Annotated in this window: 20 protein-coding genes; 7 read left to right on the forward strand and 13 right to left on the reverse strand. The window is 72.5% G+C overall.

The genetic code is table 11. The features are described 5' to 3' along the window. Nucleotides 1–10 precede the first annotated feature (10 nt). The 12 genes from ABZ806_RS29510 to ABZ806_RS29565 all read right to left on the reverse strand — a co-directional run bounded on the left by ABZ806_RS29510 (nucleotide 11) and on the right by ABZ806_RS29565 (nucleotide 13,984). Nucleotides 11–901, reverse strand: a complete 891-nt coding sequence (locus tag ABZ806_RS29510; protein WP_500220683.1) for a formylglycine-generating enzyme family protein — start codon at nucleotides 899–901, stop codon at nucleotides 11–13. Between the two features lie 58 nt (nucleotides 902–959). Further along, a complete protein-coding gene (locus tag ABZ806_RS29515) occupies nucleotides 960–3,335 on the reverse strand; it encodes a family 20 glycosylhydrolase (RefSeq protein WP_500220684.1) in 2,376 nt (791 codons plus the stop codon). 57 nt (nucleotides 3,336–3,392) lie between these two features. After that, on the reverse strand, nucleotides 3,393–4,385 hold the full coding sequence (locus ABZ806_RS29520) for an aliphatic sulfonate ABC transporter substrate-binding protein (protein WP_500220685.1): 993 nt from the start codon (nucleotides 4,383–4,385) through the stop codon (nucleotides 3,393–3,395). Beyond that, entirely contained in the window at nucleotides 4,382–5,158 is a 777-nt protein-coding gene (locus tag ABZ806_RS29525) for an ABC transporter ATP-binding protein (protein WP_500220686.1), read from the reverse strand. Before ABZ806_RS29525 ends, ABZ806_RS29520 begins: the two co-directional genes overlap by 4 nt. Then, the gene (locus ABZ806_RS29530) at nucleotides 5,155–5,967 is read right to left on the reverse strand and encodes an ABC transporter permease (protein WP_500220687.1); all 813 of its coding nucleotides are present in this window, start codon (nucleotides 5,965–5,967) and stop codon (nucleotides 5,155–5,157) included. Before ABZ806_RS29530 ends, ABZ806_RS29525 begins: the two co-directional genes overlap by 4 nt. Next, nucleotides 5,967–7,436, reverse strand: coding sequence for a sulfatase family protein (locus tag ABZ806_RS29535; RefSeq protein ID WP_500220688.1), 1,470 nt, complete (start codon nucleotides 7,434–7,436; stop codon nucleotides 5,967–5,969). Before ABZ806_RS29535 ends, ABZ806_RS29530 begins: the two co-directional genes overlap by 1 nt. Before the next feature lie 94 nt (nucleotides 7,437–7,530). Beyond that, the gene (locus ABZ806_RS29540; protein ID WP_500220689.1) at nucleotides 7,531–8,700 is read right to left on the reverse strand and encodes an ROK family transcriptional regulator; all 1,170 of its coding nucleotides are present in this window, start codon (nucleotides 8,698–8,700) and stop codon (nucleotides 7,531–7,533) included. 74 nt (nucleotides 8,701–8,774) lie between these two features. Continuing rightward, nucleotides 8,775–9,896: a serine hydrolase domain-containing protein gene (locus ABZ806_RS29545; protein ID WP_500220690.1), complete on the reverse strand. Its 1,122-nt coding sequence runs from the start codon at nucleotides 9,894–9,896 to the stop codon at nucleotides 8,775–8,777. A gap of 62 nt (nucleotides 9,897–9,958) precedes the next feature. Beyond that, nucleotides 9,959–11,212 (reverse strand): MFS transporter, encoded by a 1,254-nt coding sequence (locus tag ABZ806_RS29550; protein ID WP_500220691.1) that lies wholly within the window; start codon nucleotides 11,210–11,212, stop codon nucleotides 9,959–9,961. Continuing rightward, on the reverse strand, nucleotides 11,209–12,660 hold the full coding sequence (locus tag ABZ806_RS29555; protein WP_500220692.1) for an aldehyde dehydrogenase: 1,452 nt from the start codon (nucleotides 12,658–12,660) through the stop codon (nucleotides 11,209–11,211). Before ABZ806_RS29555 ends, ABZ806_RS29550 begins: the two co-directional genes overlap by 4 nt. 13 nt (nucleotides 12,661–12,673) lie before the next feature. Further along, a complete protein-coding gene (locus ABZ806_RS29560) occupies nucleotides 12,674–12,913 on the reverse strand; it encodes a tautomerase family protein (protein WP_500220693.1) in 240 nt (79 codons plus the stop codon). 12 nt (nucleotides 12,914–12,925) lie between these two features. Then, nucleotides 12,926–13,984: an amidohydrolase family protein gene (locus ABZ806_RS29565; RefSeq protein WP_500220694.1), complete on the reverse strand. Its 1,059-nt coding sequence runs from the start codon at nucleotides 13,982–13,984 to the stop codon at nucleotides 12,926–12,928. Nucleotides 13,985–14,207: 223 nt separating this feature from the next. Between ABZ806_RS29565 and ABZ806_RS29570 the strand changes: the two genes are divergently transcribed. The 6 genes from ABZ806_RS29570 to ABZ806_RS29595 are packed head-to-tail and all read left to right on the forward strand — an operon-like array spanning nucleotide 14,208 to nucleotide 19,058. After that, nucleotides 14,208–14,627 carry a RidA family protein gene (locus ABZ806_RS29570; RefSeq protein WP_500220695.1) on the forward strand — a complete coding sequence of 140 codons (420 nt, stop codon included), beginning with the start codon at nucleotides 14,208–14,210 and terminating at the stop codon, nucleotides 14,625–14,627. A 14-nt stretch (nucleotides 14,628–14,641) separates the two neighbouring features. After that, a complete protein-coding gene (locus ABZ806_RS29575; protein WP_500220696.1) occupies nucleotides 14,642–15,160 on the forward strand; it encodes a 3-hydroxyanthranilate 3,4-dioxygenase in 519 nt (172 codons plus the stop codon). A 51-nt stretch (nucleotides 15,161–15,211) separates the two neighbouring features. Then, a complete protein-coding gene (locus ABZ806_RS29580; protein ID WP_500220697.1) occupies nucleotides 15,212–16,435 on the forward strand; it encodes a 4-hydroxybenzoate 3-monooxygenase in 1,224 nt (407 codons plus the stop codon). Further along, complete coding sequence (locus tag ABZ806_RS29585) at nucleotides 16,432–17,211, forward strand: 2-keto-4-pentenoate hydratase (protein WP_500220698.1); 780 nt, start codon at nucleotides 16,432–16,434, stop codon at nucleotides 17,209–17,211. The genes ABZ806_RS29580 and ABZ806_RS29585 overlap by 4 nt, the downstream gene beginning before the upstream one ends. Next, complete coding sequence (locus ABZ806_RS29590) at nucleotides 17,201–18,181, forward strand: ABC transporter substrate-binding protein (RefSeq protein ID WP_500220699.1); 981 nt, start codon at nucleotides 17,201–17,203, stop codon at nucleotides 18,179–18,181. Before ABZ806_RS29585 ends, ABZ806_RS29590 begins: the two co-directional genes overlap by 11 nt. Next, the gene (locus tag ABZ806_RS29595) at nucleotides 18,162–19,058 is read left to right on the forward strand and encodes an MBL fold metallo-hydrolase (protein WP_500220700.1); all 897 of its coding nucleotides are present in this window, start codon (nucleotides 18,162–18,164) and stop codon (nucleotides 19,056–19,058) included. Before ABZ806_RS29590 ends, ABZ806_RS29595 begins: the two co-directional genes overlap by 20 nt. A gap of 65 nt (nucleotides 19,059–19,123) precedes the next feature. On the opposite strand, the gene ABZ806_RS29600 is transcribed toward ABZ806_RS29595, so the two are convergent. Beyond that, nucleotides 19,124–20,113 (reverse strand): ABC transporter substrate-binding protein, encoded by a 990-nt coding sequence (locus ABZ806_RS29600; protein WP_500220701.1) that lies wholly within the window; start codon nucleotides 20,111–20,113, stop codon nucleotides 19,124–19,126. Nucleotides 20,114–20,237: 124 nt separating this feature from the next. On the opposite strand from ABZ806_RS29600, the gene ABZ806_RS29605 reads away from it, so the two are divergent. Beyond that, complete coding sequence (locus ABZ806_RS29605; RefSeq protein WP_500220702.1) at nucleotides 20,238–21,860, forward strand: amidohydrolase; 1,623 nt, start codon at nucleotides 20,238–20,240, stop codon at nucleotides 21,858–21,860. The last annotated feature ends 100 nt before the right edge of the window (nucleotides 21,861–21,960 follow it).

The raw sequence follows: 21,960 nt of genomic DNA on the forward strand, positions 1-21,960 counted from the left end.
CCGTCCGGTCTCAGGCGTCGGCGGCGCAGCGGAAGCCGGTGTTGCCGGTGCTGGAGTCGGGGGTGTTGCCGGTGCGGGCGGCGACCCGGTAGCGGTTGCAGTACGAGTCGTGGCACAGGTAGGAGCCGCCGCGCATCGCCCGCGCGCCGCCGGACGAGGCGAACGGGTCGGCGCACCATTCCCAGACGTTGCCGACGGTGTTGTAGAGGCCGTAGGCGTTCGGTTCATAGGTGTCGACGGCGACAGGGCCGGGGCGGTCGTCGTGGTGGTCGGGGAAGGTGCCGCGCCAGATATTGCAGCGGGTCTTGCCGTCCGGGTCGAGGTCGTCGCCCCACGGGTAGGTGGCCTGGTCGAGGCCGCCGCGTGCGGCGTACTCCCATTCGGCCTCGGTGGGCAGGCGCTTGCCCGCCCAGGCGGCGTACGCGGCGGCGTCGTTCCAGGACACGTGGACGACGGGGTGCGCCCCCCGGTCGCGGACGTCGCTGCCGGGGCCTTCCGGACGGTTCCAGGCGGCGCCTTCGATGGCGCGCCACCAGGGGGTTCCGGCGGGGGACGGGGCCGCGTCCGCTACGTCCCGGGTCAGCAGGCCCTTGAAGACGTAGGACCAGCCGTAGTGTTCGGCCTCGGTCCGGTAGCCGGTGTCCTCGGCGAAGGCGGCGAACTCGGCGTTGGTGACGGTGTGCGGGTCGATCTTGAAGGGGCCCACGTGGACGTCGCGGACCGGGCCCTCGCCGTCGTGGGGGTTGGCGTTGGCGTCCTCGTTGCCCATGCGGAAGGTGCCGCCCGGCAGGGCGATCATCGCCGTGAGGGGCCGGGTCGCCCGGCGGGTGAGGACGGGTTGAGGCAGTGGCGTCGCGTTCCGAGAGGCGGCGCAGCAGGCGGGGGTTTCGGTCGGGTTCATGGGTTCCCAGCGTGCGCGGGGACGGGCCGGGCGACGGTTTCCGTCCCCGCGCACAGGTTCAGGAGACGGTCAGGGTCAGTGGCGCTTCCACGGGCGCCTGGCCGGACGAAGGCCGGATCGTGAGGGTCGCGGTGTAGGTCCCGGGCGCACCGAACGTGCGGTTGGAGACGGCGGTGAAGGTGCCGTTGCCGCGCATGTCCGGGATGCTGGCGGTACGGGACGTGGTGAGCGTGACGTCCTCCTCGACGCCGTCGCTCCACCGGACGGTGCCGGTCGGCCCGCTCGCGGCGGGGGCCGTGACCGTCCAGGTGGCGCCGGCCGGTGAGCCGGTGGGGACGGTGCGGTCGGCGCCGAGCGCGGTCACCGGCCACGGGACGCCGGCGGCCGGGAAGAAGTTGACGCCCTGGAGCGTCAGCCGCCCGCCGACCGCGGCGAGCCGGTCGGTGAAGCCGGTGTAGTCGCGCTTGGCCTGCGGAGTCCAGCCGACCTCGGCGGTCGCGATGAGCCGGGGATAGCTGTAGTACTGCGCCTGCGGGAGGCGCCGGATGAACTCGCCCCACAGCGCCGACTCGACACCGAGCACGCTGTCCTCGGGGATCCCGGGGATGTAGGTGCCGGGGTCCCAGCCGTAGTGCCGGTCGAGGCCGCACGGCCCGCCGCACGCCCAGGTGCCGCCCTGCGGCTGCCGCGAGTCCTGCTTCTGCGGGACGTAGGCGTTGCCCGCCGGGGACAGGATCACCTTCGCGCCCCTCGACGTGACCGCGTTGGCGACGGCGTTCCGGTTGCCGTTCCAGAACTGGACGACCGCGTTGCCCTGCGGCAGCGAGGTCCCGGCGGTCTCGTTCCAGCCGACGACCGTCTTGCCGAGCGCGTCCACCTGGCCGGTGAAGGCGTCCACCATCGTCGTGTAGTCGGCGTGGCTGGTGCTGTGCGACTCGTCCCCGCCGATGTGCAGGTAGGGGCCGGGCGTCAGCTCCGCGATCTGGGTGAGGACCTGCTTCGTGAACTCGTACGTCGCCGGGTTCGCGGCGTCGAAGGACGAGTAGCCGACGTTCGGGGTGCCGTTCGCCGGGACGGTCGTCTCGCCGGGCTCGCGCGCGGGCTTGGACCCGGCGCTGTTGAGCTGCGGGATCGCGTGCAGCGCGGCGTTGGTGTGGCCGGGCATGTCGATCTCGGGGACGACGGTCATGCCGCTGGCGCCCGCATACCGGACGATCTCGCGGTAGTCGGCCTTGGTGTAGAATCCGGTCACGCCGAGTTCCGTGCCCATCTGCTGCCCGGCGTCGTTGCGGGTCATCGCGGTGCCGCCGGACACAGAGGTCAGCTTCGGATAGTCGATCCCGGACGGGTTGTCCGCCGGGTTGTCGAGCGCGATGCGCCAGCCCTGGTCGTCGCTCAGATGCAGGTGCAGCCGGTTGATCTTGAACTGGGCGGCGGCGTCGATGTACTTCTTGACCTCGTCCACCGGGTAGAAGCTGCGGGCGACGTCGAGCATCATGCCCCGGTACGCCAGGCGCGGGTAGTCGCTGATCGCGACCTGCGGCACCGTCCAGGCCGTGCGCACCCTCGCCGGCGACTCGACCCACTGCGGGAAGAGCTGCCGGAGCGTCTGGACGCCGTTGAGCGCGCCGTTCGCCGTGGCCGCCTCGATGGTGACCTTCGCCGGGTTCGTCCTGAGGTCGTAGCCCTCGGGGCGTCCGGACGGACCGAGCCCCGAGCCGACCTTGACGACGATCTGCCCCTGGCCGCGCCGCTTCGGCACGACCGGCAGCCGGTATCCGGTGGACGGCCGCAGCACCTTCGCCAGGTAGGCGGCGGGCGCCTGCGCGCCGTCGCCGATCGCGGCGATGGACGCCTCCGGGCCGAGCCGGTAGCCGGGCCCGCCCGTCTCGGCGACCGACACCGGCCGCGGCACGAGCCCGAGCGACCGGACGGCGGGACGGTCCCAGATCTGGAACTCCGAGATCGAGTAACCGTACGAAGCCCAGCGCTCGTACCCCTGCATCCGGACGAACTTCGCGGTCGCGCCGACGTCGATCGTGTCGGTGCGGGGGCAGGTGTCGCGCTGCGACCGGGTCACGGTCGTCCAGGTGACACCGTCCGTGGACGTCTGGAGTGCGAAGTCGCGGGCGCAGGCGTTCGGCCAGACGAGCGTGACGTGGTCGACCTTCGCCTCGGCGGCGAGTTCGACCTGGACCCAGTTGTCGTCGGCGTACTTCGACGACCACCGGGTGCCGGTGTCGCCGTCGTTGACCTGGGACGCCGCGAACGAGTCCCGGTCGAGTTCGACGCTGGACGCGGACGCCGTCCCGTCCAGCGCGAGGTTGACGGGGTCGCGGGGCGCTTCGGCCGAGGCCGGCGCGCCGAGGGGGGTGAGGGCGGTGAGGGTGAGGGCGGCCGCGGCGGCGGCCGCGGCGGTGCGTCGACGGGGCATGGGGGGTGGTGCCTCCTCATCGGCGGCCCGGCCGGCGGGCGCCGGCCGGGAACCGGGTCACTTTCCGGCGGCGGCGTTCGTGTAGAGGTCGGCGGTGTAGTAGGTCGCGGGGTCGGGCGAGGACGGCAGCTTGCCCATCGCGACGAAGATGTCCGACAGGCCCTTGAACCAGCCGTTCACCGTCCCGTCGCCGGAGTAGGTGGCGAGCTGGGCGGAGGTGAAGGTCTTGGTGACGGCGGACGAGCCCTTGAACTGGGCGACCGGCACCTTGAGGAACTTCGCGGCCGTCGTCTCGGCCTCCGTGGTGTGCCCGTTCACCCAGTCGTTGGCCTGCTTGAGCACCCCGATGACCTTGCGGGTGGTCGCGGAGTCGTCCTTCACGATCTCGTTGCGGGCGACGAACGAGCTGGGGAACGACATGGCCGGGAAGAAGTCGGCGTTCTTCGACAGCTCGACCAGGTCGGGGGTGCGCTTCTTGATGGTGTCGATCAGCGGGTACCAGATCGCGGCGGCGTCCACCTTGCCGGACGAGAAGGCCGTGACGACGGTGCTCGGGTCCATCGGCACGCGCTCGACGTCATCGGCCTTCATCCCGGCCTTCTTCAGCGCGAGCTGGAGCAGCATGTCGCCGGACGTCCCCTCGGGCACGGCGACCTTCTTGCCGCGCAGCCCGGCGATGTCCTTGATGCCCGACTTCGGAGTGGCGATGATCCGGTCGGCCTGGCCGAGCATGTTCACCGCGATGATCTTCGCCTTGCCGGACGCGGGGAGCCACGTCGCGCCGGGGCCGATGTAGCCGAAGTCGAGGTCGCCCGCGCCGAGCGCCTGGATCTGCAGCGGGCCGTTGGTGAACACCTTCAGATCGGGCTTCAGCCCGGCCTTCTTCCATAGGCCGAGCTTGTCGGCGGCGGCGAGGGCGGCGGCGCCCGCGAAGTCGGCGGTGTAGCCGAACTTGACGGTCTTCGTCGCGCCGCCGTCGTCGTCCCCGCCGCAGGCGGCGGCGAGCGGTACCAGCAGCAGCGACACGGCCAGCAGTCGCAGTGATCTCATCGGGGGGTCCCTTCGGGGGTCGGGGCGGGGGGCTGGTGGTACACGGCCCTCCAGACCTGCCTGCGGAGCTCGTCGAACTCGGCGGACAGGCGGATCTCCTCGGTGCGGGGATAGGGCAGGTCGACGTCGATGACCCGGTGGACGCGGCCGGGGCGGGCGGCCATGACGATGACCCGTCCGGCCAGGTAGACGGCCTCGTCCACGTCGTGGGTGATGAACATGACGGTGCGCCGCTCGCGGGTCCAGGTGTCGAGCAGGCCGTCCTGGAGCTGGACGCGGGTGAGCGCGTCGAGGGCGCCGAACGGCTCGTCCATCAGCAGCACCGACGGGTCGACCGCGTAGGCGCGGGCGATCGCGCAGCGCTGCTTCATCCCGCCGGACAGCGTCTTCGGGAGCGCGTCGGCGAAGTCGGCGAGCCCGACGAGGTCGAGGTAGTGCTCGGCCTTCGCGCGGCGCTCCCGCTTCGGCACCCCGGCGATCTTCAGACCGAACTCGACGTTCTTGCGGGTGCTCATCCAGGGGAACAGGGCGTACTGCTGGAAGATCACCCCGCGCTCGGGGCCGGGGCCCGCGACCTGCCTGCCGTCCACCTCGACGGTGCCGGCGCCCGGTTCGAGCAGGCCCGCGGCCAGGTTGAGCAGGGTGCTCTTGCCGCAGCCGGACGGGCCGACGACCGTGACGAACTCGCCGTCGGCGATGTCGAGCGAGACGTGGTCGAGCGCGGTGAACGCCTCGAACCGGTGGGTGACGTCCCGGAAGGAGATCTTGGTCATCGGCGCTCCTGCCATCCGGTGAGCCGCCGCTCGGCGAGCAGCAGCAGGCGGTCCATCGCGAGCCCGACGAGCCCGATCACGATCAGCGACACGAAGATGGTGGGCAGCTCGTAGTAGAGCTGCGCCTGCTGCATCCGGTAGCCGAGCCCGCCCTGCGCGGCGATCAGCTCGGCCGCCACGACCGTGGCCCAGGACGCGCCGAGCCCGATCCGCATGCCGACGAGGATGAACGGGGTGGACGCCGGCACCACGACGTCGGTGAACAGCGTCCGGTCGCCGGCGCCGAGCACCCGCGCCGCGTTGATCAGGGTCTTGTCGACCGAGATGACGCCCTGGTAGGTGGACACGACCGACGACAGGAACGAGGCCAGGAAGATCACGAAGACCTTCGGCGTCTCGTCGATGCCCATCAGCACGACGGCCAGCGGGATGATCGCGAGCGGCGGGATCATCCGGAAGAACTGCAGCCACGGGTCGAACAGGCCGCGCACCACCGGGTACCAGCCCATCGCGAAGCCGACGGGGACCGCGAGCGCGACGCCGAGCACGAAGCCGAGCAGCACGCGGCGGAGGCTGGCGAAGAGGTCGCTGAACAGCGTGCCCTCCCGCATCAGCTCCCAGGCGCGCTCGGCCACCGGCACCGGGCCGGGGAACCCGTCGATCCCGCTCTTGGAGAGCCCGACCCAGACCGCGAAGCCCAGTACGCCGGACGCGGCCGTCAGCGAGGCGGCGCGCACCTTCTCCTTGCGCGCTTTCGCCTTGGCCGTGTCGGGCACCGCCGCGGGTGCCTTCGTCGTCGGGGCGGCCATCACGCGACCTCGTCCGCGACGCCGTCGACGTCGGGCGCGCGACCGGTGCCGATGTCGGACATGTAGCTCATCCAGGTGTAGGCCGGGTCGCCGCGGCGCACCAGTTCGCGGTAGAGCCGGAGGGTCATGTCGCGCCGCACGTCCGCGTAGGCCGGTGCCGTGTAGACGTTGCGCAGCTCGTGCGGGTCGGCCTCCAGGTCGTACAGCTCGTGGACGCTCTCGGGGTTGAACACGAACTTGTGGCGGCGGTCCCGGATCATGCGCTGCGAGTACGGGAAGTGGTGGCCGTGGAACTCGGCGACGACCTCGGGGCGCGGGTCGTCCTCGCCCTTGATGAGCGGCAGCACGCTCCTGCCGTCGCAGGGTGTGCCGGTGGGCAGCCCGGCCAGGTCGAGGATCGTCGCGTGCAGGTCGATGAGCGTCGCGAACTCGTCCACGGTGCGGACCGGGGCGCCCGGCACCCGGATGATCCCCGGGATCCGGTAGATGTCCTCGTACATCGCCGGGCCCTTGTCGTTCAGCCGGTGCGACCCGGTGAACTCGCCGTGGTCGGCGGTGAACACGACCGCGGTGTCGTCCCAGAGGCCGTGCTCGCGGAGTCGGTCGAGGATGCGCCCCGCCTGCTCGTCGATCATCGTGACGTAGCCCCAGTAGACGGCGATGAGCTTGCGCCAGGCGTCGGCGTCGAAATGGTCGGCCGACCAGTACTCGGCGTAGCGGCGCTGGACGTCGGGCTTGCCGTCGAAGGTCTCGGCCATCGAGGCCGGCAGCGGGACGTCCGCCGGGTCGTACAGGTCGTAGTAGGCGTCGGGCAGCAGGTAGGGCAGGTGCGGGCCGTACCAGCTGCACGTCAGGACGAAGGGCTTGCCGTCGGCGGCGTACCGGTCGATCAGCTCGATCGTGCGGTCGGCGAGGAACGTCTCGATCGTCGCCTCGGCCGGCTGCTCCAGCCGCCCGGCGATGAGGTGGCCGCGCCCGGAGTCGTTGGGCGCCTTGCCGAACACCGCGTCGCGGACCTTGAACGGCGGGTGCCCGTTCTCCTTGAGCCACGCCTGGTAGGACGGGTGGTGGAACGGGTTCAGCGCGCCCGGCAGGTGCTCGCCGTCCATGCCGTAGTGCTCGGGGCCGCGCTCGCGCCCGATGTGCCACTTGCCGACGTGGCCCACGTTGTAGCCGCCGGCGAGCAGCGGCCGGACGAAGTTGGGAAAGTCGTCGTCCACCTCGTCCTTGGCGCCGCCGTTGCGCTCGGGGTTGACGAGCAGGCCGTGCCGGAACGGGTGCGTGCCGGTGAACAGGGAGGCGCGGGCCGGGGTGCAGATCGCGGTCGGCGTGTAGAACCGGTCGAACCTGGTGCCCTCGGCCGCCACCCCGTCCAGCGCCGGCGTGCGCACCACCGGGTTGCCGTAGCAGCCCAGCGTGTCGACCCGGTGCTGGTCGGTCATGAGGATCAGGACGTTGCGAGAGGACACGACACTCCGTTCATTAATTCCCAAGGGTTTACAGAAATAGGTGTTAATTGTCGGCAATCGGCAGGCAGTCGGCGGGACGTCGGGTGTGCGGGCCCTACAGGTCGTCGGCGGGGTTCGGGTCGGGCGGGCGGCGCTCCTGGTCCCTGAGCACCAGGGCGATCGCCCCCATCGCGGACGCGGCCGGCCCGAGGTCGGCCGGGACGATGTCGAGGGTGCGGTGCGTGTCCGGCAGGGCGAGCCCGCCGATCGCCGACCTGATCGGATCGAGGACGAGCCCGCCGAGCTGGGCGAGGTCCCCGCCCACGACGACGCGCTCGGGGTCGAGCTGGGCGACCGTCCCGGCCAGGACCGTGCCCAGCGTCCGGGCGGCGTCGACGACCACGTCCGTCACGGCGGGCGTCCGCGCCTGCGCCGCCTCCAGCAGGTCGTCGGTGCCGGTCAGCCGGACGCCGCGCGCCGCGACGGCCCGCAGCAGCGCCGGTATGCCGATCAGCTCCTCCAGGCAGCCGCGCCCGCCGCAGTGGCAGCGCGGCCCGGCCGGGTCGACCGACACGTGCCCGAGCTCGCCGGACGCGCCGTGCGCCCCGCGCAGCAGCCGCCCGCCCGAGATGAAGCCGCCGCCGACGCCGACCGACCACCGCACGTACACGATGTCCTCGGCGGAGCGCGCGGAACCCCAGGTCTGCTCGGCCAGCGCCGCGAGGCGGGCGTTGTTGTCGGCCTCGACGCGGGTGTCGAACGCGGCCGCCAGCCGCTCCGCCGCCCGCCACCGCCGGTTGGAGGCGTCCATGACGCCGACCAGGCCGACGCCGATCGCCTCCAGGGCGCGGAGCCCGATGTTGCGGTCCGCGCAGATCTTGTGGATGAGCGCGACGGCCAGGTCGGCCTGCTCGGCCTCGTCCGCGTCCGGGGCCGAGTCGTCCACGGCGGTCGCGACGACCTGCCGGGCGACGTTGGCGATCGCGACCCGGATGCGGCGGCGGCCGAGGTCGACGCCGATCAGCAGGCCCGCGTCCGGGTTGAGCGACACCCGGGTCGCGGGCCGCCCCCGCCCGCGCGGCCGGCCGTCGTCCTCGGCGCCCGACTCGATCACGGCGCCGCGCGCCATCAGCTCGGAGATGATCGCGAACAGGGTGGTGCGGGACAGGCCGGTCCGGGCGGTGAGCTTGGTCCGGCTCATCGGCCCCTCGCTGCGCAGCGCCGCCAGCACGACCTCCTCGTGCGCCTGCCGGAGCCGCTGCAGCGCGTCCGCCCGTCGTTCCATGTCCGGCAGCATGGACGACGGGACGGATTAATGTCAATGCTCCGGAATAAGTAATCCGGCGGGCCGGCCGGCGGCTAGCCGCAGAGCGCCGCGGGGAGGGCGTCCTTCATGGCGGCGTCGAGGGCCGGGCCGCCGCCGGGGTTGAGGTTGACCATGACGGTGGCGCGCCTGCCGTCCATCGTGGCGCCCGTCCGGACGCTGAAGCCGAGAATGTCGCCGTCGTGTCCCCAGAAGCCGCAGCGGTCCTTGGTGGGAGGCAGCCACTGCAGGCCGAGGCCGTACCGGGCCCCGGACGAGCGTCCCGTGGGGACGGTGTGCAGCATCTCCCTCAGCTGCGCCGGCTTCAGCAGGCGGCCGTGCAGCAGCGCGCCGATGAACCGGTCGAGGTCGGACGCGCTGGAGATCATCCCGCCGGCGGCCCCGGCGACGGTCGGGTTGAAACGGGTGATGTCCACCAGCTCCGAGCCCGGCCGCACGTACCCGCGCGGGTTCGGGCCGGGGATGCCGGATGCGTCGCCCGGCACGAACGTGTCGCGCAGGTGGAGCGGCCGGATCACGCGCCGGCGGATCTCCTGGCCGTAGGGGTGCCCGGTGACGCTTTCGATGATCATCCCGGCCAGCAGGTAATTGGTGTTGGAATAGCCCCACCCCTTGCCGGGGGTGAATTCGCGGCGATGCGGCAGGGCGATGTCGACCAGTTCACGTGCGTCCCAGTGCCGCAGCGGGTCGTTGAGGATGCTGAGCGGGTTCAGGTAGTCCAGGACGTCCGGCAGCCCGCTGGTGTGCTGGAGCAGCTGCCGGACGGTGATCTCCCGCCCGTCGTTGTCGGCCCCGCGCACCACCCCGGGCAGGTACCGCTCGACCGGGGCGTCCAGGTCGATGCGTCCCTCGCCGGCGAGCTGGAGCACGACGGTCGCGGTGAACGGCTTGGTCAGGCTGCCGATCCGGAAGCGGCTGCGGGGACTCACCGGCGCGCCCGTCCGGACATCGGCGACACCGGCGGTGGCGACCGTCCGGCGGCCTCGATCGTCGACCTGCACGAGCGCTCCGGGAGCCCCGTCCGGCCCGGTCAGCCGGTCGGCGACCGGCTGCAGCCCGCCGTGGTCGGCCGCCATCGCCGGGGCGGCCGAGGCCAGCAGCGCCGCGCCCAGGACCACGGCCGCCGTCCGCCCGAACATGCTGTTTCTTGTGATCATGTTCAGTCACGATAAGGAGCGGCGGATCGGCCGCACATCGGTCACGTGAGCCATTCGCGGCCTCACTCCCGATGTGGGAATCCGACGCCCGATTCATCAGACCGCGGTACTACACGGGCGCCATCCGGGGACGGCTGCACCTGTTCGGCACCAAGGGAGCGGAGGCCGAAGAGCAGCACGACGGCGACGGCCGGGACCAGGGCGGCCGCGGCGAAGGCCGGGTCGCCGTGGGCGACGTACAGCGGGACGCACAGCACCGGGGCGAGCGCGCCGCCGAAGAACTGGGCGGACAGCGCGAGCGAGGTCGCGCCCGCGCGGTTGGACGGGGCGCTTCCGGCCGCGAGCGCGTTGACGGTGTTGCGCAGTCCGGGCACGGCGACGCCGGCGAGCAGGACGCCGCACAGCAGGAGGGGAAGGGACGGGCCCAGCGCCGCCGTCAGCAGGCCGGCGGCGAGCAGGACGAACAGGGCGATGCCGAGGCGCCGCGCGCCCAGCCGGTCGAGGCCGCGGCCGAGCGCGCTGGCCGACAGCAGCCCGGCGACGCCGAACGCCGCGCTGACCAGGCCCCGCCCGGCCGGGCCGAGCCCGAACTGCTCGTCCGCGCGCAGCACGGTGAGGACGGTGAGCGCGATCGCCGGCAGGTAGCACAGGAACGACAGGGCCGAGGCGGCCGCGAGCTGCCGGTTGGCGAGGACGCGCCAGGACGCCCGCCCGGTGGCCCTGCGGGCGGCGACGGCCTCCGACGGCGGGAGCAGCGCGAGCGCGAGCGCGACGGCGGACGGGAAAACGAACGCCAGCCGCCAGTCCACGGCCGCCGAGAGTCCGCTGATGAGGGGGCTGGAGGTCTGCCCTGCGGCCTGCAGGGCGGCGAACAGGCCGAGCGCCCGGCCGAGCCGTTCGCGCGGTGTGAGGTCGCTGATCGCGGCGACCAGGAGCGGGGTGGTGAAGGCGTTGGTGGCGCCCTGCAGGACGCGTCCCGCCAGGAACGTCCCGATGGTCGGGGCGAGGGCGCACAGCGCGGACGCCAGGATGAAGAACAGCAGCGACAGGCGCATGGTGCGGCGCCGCCCCCAGCGCTCCGACCAGGTGCCCGAGACCAGCAGCAGCGCGGCGTAGGGGACCATGTACGCGGTCACGGCGGCGGCGGTGGTCTCGGGCGTGGTGTCCAGGCCGCCCGCGACCTCGTGCAGGATCGGGGTGACCATCGTGCCCGCGTACGGGCCGAGGAAGCCGCCCGCGTACAGCGGCCAGACGCGTGGCGAGCGCGCCGCGCGCTCGCCACGCGCCCGGAACCGCGAGCGGGACGGGACGTTCACACCGCGGCGTGCCGGTCCGGGTCGATCTGCATGACGACGGCCTTCGGCTCGGTGAAGAAGTCCCGGCTGAAGTCGCCGCCCTCGCGGCCGACGCCGGACGCCCCGACCCCGCCGAACGGGGCGCGCAGGTCGCGGATGAAGAAGCAGTTCACCCAGACCGTCCCGGCGCGGAGCGCCGCCGACACCCGGTGCGCCCTGCTGAGGTTCTCGGTGAAGACCATGGCGTTCAGGCCGTACGGCGTGTCGTTGGCCAGCGCGACCGCCTCGGCCTCGGTGTCGAACGGGCTCACGACGACCAGCGGGCCGAAGATCTCCTCCCGCCAGTGCGCCGCGTCCTGCGGCATGTCCGTGACGACCGTGGGCCGGACGGCCCAGCCGGAGCCGAGCCCCCCGGTGCGGATGCGGCCGCCCTCCGCCTCGATGGTCTCCACGTACCCGCGCACCTTCTTGAAGTGCTCCTGCGAGGCGAGCGGGCCGAGCCGGGTGCCCTCGTCGGACGGGTCGCCGACCGCCATCGCCTCGGCGGCGGCGGTGAACCGGTCGAGGAACTCGCCGTACACCTCGCGCTGCACGTAGAGGCGGCTGCCGGCGAGGCAGACCTGGCCCGCGTTCGTGAAGATCGCCCGGATGGACCAGTCCACCGCGTTGTCGAGGTCGGCGTCCGCGAACACGAGGTTGGCGCCCTTGCCGCCGAGCTCCAGGCTCACCGGGACGAGGTTGCCGCCCGCGATCCGCGCGATGGCCCGGCCGGTGCTGGACGCGCCGGTGAACGTGATCCGGTCGATGCCGGTGCTCTCGGTCAGCGCCTCCCCGGCCGACCGCGGGCCGTAGCCGTGCACGACGTTGAGGACGCCGGGCGGCAGCCCCGCCTCGGTCGCGAGCCGGGCCAGGATCGTCGCCGACGCGGGGGTGTCTTCGGCCGGCTTGAGGACGACGGTGTTGCCCCAGGCCAGCGCGGGCGCGATCTTCCAGGTCTCCAGCATCAGCGGGAAGTTCCACGGCGCGATCGCGGCGACGACGCCGGCCGGCCCGTACACGCTGTAGGCGTGGTGGCCGCTGTCCATCGGCAGCGTGTCCGCCGCCGTGATGTGCGCGTGGTCGGCGAAGAACCTCAGGTTGTGGGCCGACCGGCCGACGTCGTTGCCGATGCTCTGCGCGACCGGCTTGCCCATGTCGCGGGTGTCGGCCATGCCGAGCTCCCGCTTGTGCTCCTCGACGAGGTCGGCGAGCCGGTGCAGGATGCGGCCGCGCTCGGCGAAGCCCATGCGCGGCCACGGTCCGTCGTCGAACGCCCGCCGGGCGGCCGCGACGGCCCGCTCGACATCGCCGGGGGAGGCGAGGGCCACCTGCGCCCAGGGCTGCCGGGTCCAGGGATCGACGTCGTCGAACTTTGCGCCGTCCCGCGACTCGACTTCCTCGCCGTCGATGACGTGCCCGAAGAACTCCATGTGCTGCTGACCCTCACTTCTCTGTTGTGCCGGGAGGCGGTGTATGGGGCGTGGGTGCGCCGGGGGTGTCGCGTTCGGCGAGCGTGACGCCGCCGGCGGCCCAGTGCGTCGGCGGGATCTCCTGGACGAGCACCCGCACGCGCGCCGGGTCGGTGCCGGTGGCGCGCACGACCGCGTCGTGCACCTCGGCGATCAGCGCGCGGATCTGGTCGGGTGGCCGTCCCGCGGCCAGGCTGATCTGGACGAGCGGCATGCCGGGTCCTCCTTACTTCCAGGCGTGCAGGGACGGGATCAGCCGCAGCGCGTTCCCGGCGAGGACCGCGTGCTCGGCCGCCGCGTCCAGGCCCTGCCGCCGGACCGCGGCGACCGCCTCGACGTCGGCGAGGTCGAACGGCAGGTCCGTGCCGAGCAGGACGCGGTCGTGCCCGGCGTCCTCGATCAGGCGGCGGAGCGCGGTGTCGTCGAAGACGGCGGTGTCGAAGTACAGCCGGCGCAGGTGCTCGCGCGGCGGCCGCGGGATCGTCCGCGCCTCGGCCTTGCGCGTCCAGCCGAGGTCGAGCCGGGGCACCAGCGCGGGGAGGCAGCCGCCGCCGTGGACGAGGCAGAGCACCGGGTCGTGCCGGTCCAGCACGCCGCCGAAGATCAGGCGGGCGGCGGCGAGCGCCGTCTCCGCCGGGTAGCCGAGCAGCTGCACCAGGTGGAAGTCGCGGAGCCGGGCCGGGGACGAGGCGCGGCTCGGATGCACCAGGCAGAAGGCGCGGCGCTCGGTCAGCAGCGCCCACACGTCCTCGTTGACCGGGTCGTCCAGCTCGCGGCCCCCGCCGAACGTGCCGGCCGTCAGCCCGGCCATGCCGAGGTCGTCCAGGCAGCGGGCCGCCTCGCGGGCCGCGCCGGGCAGGCCCACCGGCACCGTGCCGAGCGCCGCGAGCCGTCCGCCGCCCTGCGCGGTGTACTCGGCGAGCGCGTCGTTGGACCGGCGGGTGACCTCCATGACGAGGTCGTCGTCCTCGGAGGTCGAGCCGAACACGAACGGCGGCGCCGCCACCAGCTGCAGGTCGATGCCGGCCGCGTCCAGCGAGGCCAGGCGGCGCGGGACGTCGTACTGGTCGGCGGGCAGCGGGATGCGGGCGCCCTTGGCGACGCCGGACACGGCCGGGTCCAGCAGCAGCGTGCCGGCGTCGATCCGCGACAGGTCCGCGAGCCCGCGGTCGGCCAGGTACCGGAGCAGCGGCATGGGCATCGCGTGCGCGTGGACGTCCACGGCCGCCGGCCCGCCCGCTCCGCGAGAGGCCCCCGAGGCGGCGGGCCGGTGCGTCGGTGTCATGCCTGTGTCATGCCTTCCTCCGAGCCTAGTTTCAGATAACCATTATGATGGATTAGGTCGCGCCTGACAATCTTCCGGATGGTCGCGCAGGTCGGCGCCGGGTAGATGATCAAGAGGCATTGACTCTAACCAATATGGTCGTTAGAGTCGCGCCGAACGGCGGGCCCCGGGGGGCCCGCGCACGGTTTCCGCTGGTCGGATGCAGCGTCGAGCAAGGAGTGCCATGTCGAAGATCTCGATCAGTTCGAGCAACGCGCCCAAGGTCGGCTTCTCCGCGGGCACCGTCCCGCCCCTGTCGCAGGCGATCGTCCACGGCGACCTCATCTTCTGCTCGGGGTCGGGCCCGCTGGACCCCGCGACCCGGGAGATCGTCTCCGACGACATCGCCGAGCAGGTGAAGCAGACGCTCACCAACCTGCTCGCGGTCGTGGAGGCCGCCGGCGGCACCAAGGACTCGATCCTCAAGTGCAACTGCTACCTCCGCGACGCCGCGCAGTTCCCCGAGTTCAACCAGGCGTACCGGGAGTTCTTCGCCGACTGCGAGAGCTTCCCGGCGCGCACGACCGTCAACGCCCCGCCGCACCGCGCCGGCGTGCGCGTCGAGGTCGAGTGCGTCGCCGCCGTCGTCACCGAGCAGAGCTGAGTGGAGGAGCGGCCATGACCGTGCCGTACCGCATGCCGGTCGTCGATCTCGACGCGATCGCCGAGCGCCTCGGCAAGAGCGGCAAGCGCGTCGAGGTGCTGTGGCAGGAGAGCGAGTCCCTCGCCTTCGTCGCGCGCGGACGCGAGTACCGCAGCGAGTTCCACCTCAATCCGAGCGATGAGGTCATGTACACGATCCGCGGCGAGCTGCGGCTGCACAGCCGGCAGCCGGACGGCACCGAGGTCGTCGACGTGATCCCGGAGGGGTCGGCGATCTTCACGCCGTCCCGGCTCCCGCACTCGCCCCGGTTCGACCCGGACGCCTTCATCATCGTGATCGAACGGCTCCGCCGCCCCGGCGAACTCGACCGGTTCCAGTGGTACTGCCAGAACTGCGGGGAGTTCCTGCACGAGGAGTCGTGCCACGTCGCCGACTACTCGACCGACCCGGTCGGCGAGGCGTACCAGCGCTTCTTCGACGACGTCGAGGCCCGCACCTGCAAGAGCTGCGGCGAAGTACTGAAGCCCTACTGAACCCGTACCGACCCCCGCCTCGCGCTACCGCCCGGTGCCTCAGGGAGAGACATGGAACGAACACAGGTCGCCATCATCGGGGCGGGTCCGGCGGGCCTGCTCCTCGGCCGGATGCTGGAGCTCGCCGGGGTCGACGCGGTGATCCTGGAGCACCGGACCCGGGCCTACGTGGAGGGCCGGATCCGGGCGGGCATGCTGGAGGACCGCACCGCCCGGCTCCTGGACGAGCTGGGCCTCGCCGACCGGATGAACCGGGAGGCGGCCGTCCACCACGCCTTCGAGATGCGCTTCGACGGGCAGCGCCACCGGATCCCGATGGCGGAGCTGACCGGCGGCTGCACCGCCGTCATGTACAGCCAGCAGGAGATCGTCCGGGACGCGATCGAGGCGCGGGTCGCGTCCGGGCTGCCGCTGGAGTTCGACGTCGACGACGTCCGCCTCGACGGCGTCGACACCGATGCGCCGACGGTCCGCTACCGCGCGGCGGACGGCACCGAGCACGTCCTGGCCTGCGACTTCATCGCGGGCTGCGACGGCTTCCACGGGGTGTCGCGCACGTCGGTCCCGGCCGGCGTGCTGACGACGTACGAGCACGACTACCCGTTCGCCTGGCTCGGCGTGCTCGCGAACGTCCCGCCGTCCACGTTCGAGCTGATCTACGCGTGCCACGAGCGCGGGTTCGCCCTGCACAGCATGCGGTCGACCGAGGTCAGCCGCTTCTACCTGCAGGTTCCGCCGGACGAGGACCTGGCCGCCTGGCCCGAGGACCGGATCTGGAGCGAGCTGCGGACCCGCCTCGGCACCGACGACGGCTGGACGCTCGCCGAGGGCACCGTCACGAAGAAGAGCATCACCGCGATGCGCAGCTTCGTGGTGGAGCCGATGCAGTACGGGCGGCTCTTCCTCGCCGGGGACGCCGCGCACATCGTCCCGCCGACCGCCGCGAAGGGCCTCAACCTCGCCGCCGCCGACGTCCGGCTGCTCGCCGACGCGGTGTGCACCTGGTACGAGTCCGGCGACGACGCCGCCCTCGACCGCTACTCGGACGACGCGCTCCAGGGCGTCTGGCGCGCCCAGCAGTTCTCCCGCTCCATGACGTCGCTGCTGCACCACGACCCGCGCAGCCGGATGGAGTGGCGGCTGCAGCACGCCGAGCTGAAGCACGTCTGCACGTCCGAGTCGGCGATGAAGAACTTCTGTGAGAACTACGTGGGATACCCGCCGGCCGGACGCATCCACCGGCGCGGTCCCCGGACGGAGAAGGCCACCACATGACGACCGACACCGGCGCACTCGACCGGGCCGCGGAACGCCTGGACACTGCCCAGCACACCGCCACCGCGGTCGAGCAACTCCCCGCCGGGCTGACCCCCGCCGACGCGTACGCGATCCAGGACGCGGTGATCGCCCGCCGGCTCGCCCGGGGCGAGCGTCCGGCGGGGCTGAAGCTCGGCTTCACCAGCAAGGCGAAGATGGCGCAGATGGGCGTGTCCGAGGTGATCGTCGGACGGCTCACCGACGCCATGCGCGTCCCGGACGGCGGCGAGGTCCCCCTCGCCCGCTTCATCCACCCGCGCGTCGAGCCCGAGGTCGCCTACCGCATCGCCCGCGACGTGACCCCCGAGGACGACGAGCTGCCCGTGGACGCCGTCGCGCCCGCACTGGAGATCATCGACTCCCGGTACCGCGACTTCCGGTTCAGCCTGCCCGACGTGATCGCCGACAACGCCTCGTCCGCCGGGTTCGTCATCGGGCCCTGGCAGCCGCTCGGCGCCGACCTCGCCGACCTCGGCGACCTCGCCGTCCGGCTCACCGTCGGCGGCGAGGTGGTCGAGACCGGCTCCACGTCCGCCATCCTCGGGCACCCGGACCGGGCCCTGCCCGCGCTGCTGGCGATCGCCCGCCGCGAGGGCATGGCGCTGCGCGCCGGGGACGTCGTCCTCGCCGGCGGCGCCACCGCCGCGGCCCCGTTCCCGCCGGGCCGGGTCGAGGTGGACGTCGCCGGACTCGGCACCGCCTCCGTGACGGGAGTGGGGACAGATGCTCACTAGGCGTAAGGCCCTGCCGGCCATCGCCGGGCTCGTGGCGTTGTCGGCGGCGATCGCCGGCTGCGGGTCCGGCTCGTCCGGGCCGAGTGCGGACGCGTCCGGGATCACCACCGTCAAGGTCGGCGTGATGCCGATCGCGGCCCTCGCCCCGCTGTACCTCGGGGTGCGGAAGGGCACGTTCGAGCGGCACGGACTCAAGCTCGAACCGCAGGTGACGCAGTCCGGGGCGGCGATCGTGCCGGCGGTCGTCAGCGGGCAGCAGCAGTTCGGCTTCGGCAACCCGGTGACGCTGATGACGGCCCGCGACAAGGGCCTGCCCATCAAGATCGTCGCGCAGGGGTCGGAGGCCGGCCCCGGGGAGTCCAAGGACTTCGAGGGCGTCATCGTCGGCAAGGACAGCCCGATCCGCGAGCCCGCCGACCTCGCCGGGAAGACGGTCGCGGTGAACGCGCTCAACAACATCGGCGGCCTGCTGATCTCCGGCGCGCTGCGCAAGCAGGGCGTCGACCCGAAGACGATCAAGTTCATGGAGATCGGCTTCCCCGACGTCAACGCGGCACTGTCCGCCGGCCGGGTCGACGCGGCCTACCAGACCGAGCCGTTCCTGTACCAGGCGAAGCAGTCCGGGGACCGGGTCGTCCTGCAGCAGTACCCGGCGCTCGCCGACCGGATCACGATCGCGAACTACTTCACCGCCGAGCCGTTCGCCAAGCAGAACCCGAAGGTCGTGAAGGACTTCCAGGCCGCGATGAACGAGTCGCTGGAGTACGCGTCCGCGCACCCGGACGAGGTCCGCGCGATCGTCACGACGTTCACGAAGATCCCGGCGGAGGCCGCCGCCAAGATGACGCTGCCCGGCTGGAGCGCCACCCTGGACCCGAAGGCCAACGGCCTCGACCTGGTCGGACGCCTGGCGCTCGACGCCGGCCTCATCAAGAAGCAGCCCGATTTCGGTGAGCTCATTGCGTCGTGACCCCGAGGCCGCGGCGGACCGGCTGGACGGGCGCGCGCTCGCGCACGCCCGCGTCCGCAGGCTGAGCACCCGGGTGCTGGCCGTGGAGAGCGAGGCGGCCGGCGCCGCCAACGCCGGCATCGTGATCGGCGACGAGCGCGTGCTGCTGTTCGACACCCGCGTCACCCCGGCGTACGGGGCGGAGTTCGCGCGCACCGTCGTCGAGGCGACCGGCGCGCGGGTGGAAGAGCTCATCGTCGTCAACTCGCACTTCCACGGCGACCACGTCTTCGGCAACGGCGCCTTCCGCGGCGCGACGATCGTCGCGACCGCGTCCACGCAGGCCGCCGAGCAGCGCGAATGGGCGCGCCAGGTCGAGATCTTCGAGAAGCTGCGGCCGCACCAGGCGCAGGACATCCGGGGCGGCGCCAAGGTGACCCCGGCGATCGGGCTGACCGGGCCGGCGCGCATCGAACTGGGCGGCGCCGACGTGGAGCTGACCCCGATGGGCCCGGCGCACACCGAGGGCGACCTGGTGCTGACCGTCCCGGACGACGGGGTGTCCTTCGTCGCGGACCTCGCGTTCAACGGGCACTGGCCGTCGATGTGGAACGCCGACGTGCGGGGGTGGCTGCGGGCGCTGCGCGACCTCGGCCGCACCGCGGCGCCGATCGTGGTGCCGGGCCACGGCCCCGCCGGCGGTCCGGGCATGTTCGGCGACATGGCCGCGTGCCTGCGGTTCCTGATCGCGCTCGAAGCGGCGGGCGGCGAGGACGAGGAGGCGGCCGTCGCCGCGTCCCCGTTCGCCGAGTACCTGCATCCGGCGCGTGTGGCGGAGGGGCGGGCGCGCGTCCGGGAGCAGATGTCGGCGGAGCTGCGCCGCGCGGCGGCCGTGTAGATCACCGCACCATGCGGAAGGTGGGCCGGACGTCGCCGTCCGGCCCACCTTCCTTGCGCGTCAGGTCAGCCCTTCGGCTCCTGGATGAGATCGTCCAGGTTCACCGGCTTCTCGATGAGCTTGTACTTCTGGGTGAGCCGCACGAGCTCCTCGATCGAGTCCCGCTGGAACGTGGTCGGCCAGGCGATCATGTTGATCTTGGTTGCCTGCTCGGCGGGGATCTTGGCGTAGGACGGCAGGATCTTGCGGACCTCCTCGGGGTGGGCGTTGGCGTACTCCAGCGACTGCCGCACCGCCGCGTCGAACCGCCGCACGACGTCCGGGTTGCTCTTGGCGTAGGCCGTCGAGGTGAAGTAGGAGGCCACCGCCAGGTTCGGGTGGGTCTCGGCGTAGTTGTTGAGGACGGACCGGGCACCGCGCTCCTGCAGCGAGGTGACGAACGGCTCGCACTCCCAGGCCGCGTCGATGCGGCCCGTCTCGACCGCCGTGACCATGTCGGGGAAGCCGATCTCGGTGAACTTCACGCCCGCCGGGTCGACGCCCTTCTTCTCCAGCGCGGCGCGGATCGTGACGTCGCCGATGTTGTTGAGCGTGTTGACCGCGAGCGTCTTGCCGGTCAGGCCCTTGGCGTCGCGGATCTCGCTGTCCTTGGGGACGAGCACCTGGCACGCCTTGTTGTTGTCCGGCGCGATGCCGACGCCCGGCGTGATCGCCTGCAGCGGCACGCCCTTGCTCTTGGCGATGATCAGCGACACGTTGTTGGAGAACCCGAACTGGTTGCTGTTGCTGACGACGGCGGGCACGATCGCCGCGCCGCCCGCGGCCAGCTGCGGCTCGACCTTGAGTTTCTGGGCGCTGAAGAACCCCTGCCGGACGCCGAGGTACAGCGGGGCGACATCGGTGATCGGGATCAGGCCGACCTTCACCGTGGTCACGCCGCCGGCGTCGGTCGAGCCGGCCGAGCCGTCCCCGGAGCCGCACCCGGCGGCGGCCAGGCCGACGGCGAGCGCCGCGAGGCCCACCCGGAGCCGACGCCGTCGAATCGTTCCCATCATGGCTTCACTCCTCTGAGCGGAGACGCGGCATCGGTCGCCGCTTAAGGTCGAACGATTATCATCATTATGATTCACCGGTCAACGGTGTCGCCAGGCCGAACCGCCCTGATAACGTACAATCGTTATGAGGAATCATGCAGACGACCACATCGTCCGGGCCGCCTCCGTCATCACCATGGACGCCCGCCGGCCGCGTGCGCAGGCGCTCGCGGTCCGCGGTGGGCGCATCGTCGCGGCGGGCTCGTTCGACGAGGCCCGCGCCGCGCTCGGCGAGCACGTGCCGGTGCTGGACCTCGGTGACGCGACCGTCCTGCCGGGGCTGATCGACACCCACATGCACCTGCTGTGGACGGGGCTCGCGCACGTGCTGCTCGACCTGGCGGGCGAGCGCAGCATCGACGGCGTCGTCCGGGCGACGCGCGCATGGGCCGACGCCCACCCCGAGGCCCCGTGGGTGGTGTCGTCCGACGGGTGGGAGATCGAGGACATCGCCGAACGGCGCCTGCCGACCCGCGACGAGCTCGACCGCGCCTGCCCCGACCGTCCGGTGCTGATCCTGCGCTGCGGCCACGAGGGCGCGGCGAACTCGGCCGCGCTGGCCATCGCCGGCCTCGCCGACGGCACGCCCGACCCGCCCGGCGGCCGCCTCGGCCGCGACGACGCCGGCCGGCTGACCGGGGTGCTGATCGAGCCCCCGGCGATCGAGCTGGTGCGCCGGCACATGCCGCCGCAGGACGACCGGACCCGGCGGATCGGCATCGCCGCCGCCGCCGAGCAGGCCCTGGCCGCCGGCCTCACGTCGGTGATCGAGCCGGGCCTGCGCACCGAGGAACTCGCCACCTACCAGGGCATGCACGAGGACGGCGAGCTACCGCTGCGGGTCACCGCGATGCCGCTGCTCGTCGCCGGCGCGTCCGTCGAGGACGAGATCGCGCGGCTGTCGGGCGTCGGCGTCCGGTCCGGCTTCGGCGACGACCGGCTGCGCCTCGGCCCGGTGAAGGTGTTCCTGGACGGCGGCGGCTCGCTCGGCACCGCCTACCTGCGCGAGCCGTGGCCCGGCCGCTGCGGCGACCACGGCCAGCTGCTGCTCGACCCGGACTCGATGCGCACGCTCGCGGCCGGGCTCGTCCGGCACGGCTGGTCGCTCGGGGTGCACGCCGTCGGCGGCGGGGCCCTCGACCTGCTGTTCGACGTCCTCGACCACGCCGACCGCGTGGCCCCGGTGAAGCCGCTGCGCTGCCAGGCGATCCACGCCTACCTGACGCCGTCCGAGCGCAACATGGCCGATGCCCGCAGGCTCGGCGTGGTCGTGGCGACCCAGCCGACGATGCAGGAGCAGTTCGCCGACCGCCTCATCTCGCAGCTCGACCGCGAGACCGCCGCGTCCGCGACGCCGCTGGCCACCTGGCACCGCGCGGGCGTCCGGCTTGCGGGCGGCTCGGACTCGCCGGTCACCCCGTTCCAGCCGCTGCGCGGCATCTGGCAGGCGGTGACCCGCCACCACGCGCCGAGCGGCGGGCCGCTGGGCCCCGACCAGCGCCTGGACGTGGACACCGCCCTGCGCATGTACACGTCCGACGCCGCCTACGCGGCCTTCAACGACCACGCGGTAGGCACACTGCGCGAAGGCATGCGCGCCGACTGGACAGCCCTAGCCGCAGACCCAACGAAGTGCCCCCCGAACGACCTACGCGACCTACCAGTACGAGCCACCGCAGTAAACGGCACCCTCCGCCACCAAACCTGACCCCTTCTCCGTTGACCTGCGGCGTGTTGTTGTTATGAGCACCTCCATAACAACAACTAGGGCGTGAGCTCGTCCGCGCAGCCACTTGTCGGCGTTGGTG

It is taken from the genome of Spirillospora sp. NPDC047418 (genome assembly GCF_040643275.1).
Taxonomy (GTDB): Bacteria; Actinomycetota; Actinomycetes; order Streptosporangiales; family Streptosporangiaceae; genus Spirillospora.

What these genes read in the sequence shown, in the direction of transcription:
- ABZ806_RS29585 (WP_500220698.1), top strand. Translation starts at nt 16,432, where the DNA reads ATGACGACCGACACCGGCGCACTCGACCGGGCCGCGGAACGCCTGGAC.
- ABZ806_RS29575 (WP_500220696.1), top strand. Translation starts at nt 14,642, where the DNA reads ATGACCGTGCCGTACCGCATGCCGGTCGTCGATCTCGACGCGATCGCC.
- ABZ806_RS29605 (WP_500220702.1), top strand. Translation starts at nt 20,238, where the DNA reads ATGAGGAATCATGCAGACGACCACATCGTCCGGGCCGCCTCCGTCATC.
- ABZ806_RS29515 (WP_500220684.1), bottom strand. Translation starts at nt 3,335, where the DNA reads ATGCCCCGTCGACGCACCGCCGCGGCCGCCGCCGCGGCCGCCCTCACC.
- ABZ806_RS29525 (WP_500220686.1), bottom strand. Translation starts at nt 5,158, where the DNA reads ATGACCAAGATCTCCTTCCGGGACGTCACCCACCGGTTCGAGGCGTTC.
- ABZ806_RS29510 (WP_500220683.1), bottom strand. Translation starts at nt 901, where the DNA reads ATGAACCCGACCGAAACCCCCGCCTGCTGCGCCGCCTCTCGGAACGCG.
- ABZ806_RS29565 (WP_500220694.1), bottom strand. Translation starts at nt 13,984, where the DNA reads ATGACACCGACGCACCGGCCCGCCGCCTCGGGGGCCTCTCGCGGAGCG.
- ABZ806_RS29530 (WP_500220687.1), bottom strand. Translation starts at nt 5,967, where the DNA reads ATGGCCGCCCCGACGACGAAGGCACCCGCGGCGGTGCCCGACACGGCC.
- ABZ806_RS29590 (WP_500220699.1), top strand. Translation starts at nt 17,201, where the DNA reads ATGCTCACTAGGCGTAAGGCCCTGCCGGCCATCGCCGGGCTCGTGGCG.
- ABZ806_RS29555 (WP_500220692.1), bottom strand. Translation starts at nt 12,660, where the DNA reads ATGGAGTTCTTCGGGCACGTCATCGACGGCGAGGAAGTCGAGTCGCGG.
- ABZ806_RS29540 (WP_500220689.1), bottom strand. Translation starts at nt 8,700, where the DNA reads ATGGAACGACGGGCGGACGCGCTGCAGCGGCTCCGGCAGGCGCACGAG.
- ABZ806_RS29520 (WP_500220685.1), bottom strand. Translation starts at nt 4,385, where the DNA reads ATGAGATCACTGCGACTGCTGGCCGTGTCGCTGCTGCTGGTACCGCTC.
- ABZ806_RS29600 (WP_500220701.1), bottom strand. Translation starts at nt 20,113, where the DNA reads ATGATGGGAACGATTCGACGGCGTCGGCTCCGGGTGGGCCTCGCGGCG.
- ABZ806_RS29545 (WP_500220690.1), bottom strand. Translation starts at nt 9,896, where the DNA reads ATGATCACAAGAAACAGCATGTTCGGGCGGACGGCGGCCGTGGTCCTG.
- ABZ806_RS29580 (WP_500220697.1), top strand. Translation starts at nt 15,212, where the DNA reads ATGGAACGAACACAGGTCGCCATCATCGGGGCGGGTCCGGCGGGCCTG.
- ABZ806_RS29570 (WP_500220695.1), top strand. Translation starts at nt 14,208, where the DNA reads ATGTCGAAGATCTCGATCAGTTCGAGCAACGCGCCCAAGGTCGGCTTC.
- ABZ806_RS29560 (WP_500220693.1), bottom strand. Translation starts at nt 12,913, where the DNA reads ATGCCGCTCGTCCAGATCAGCCTGGCCGCGGGACGGCCACCCGACCAG.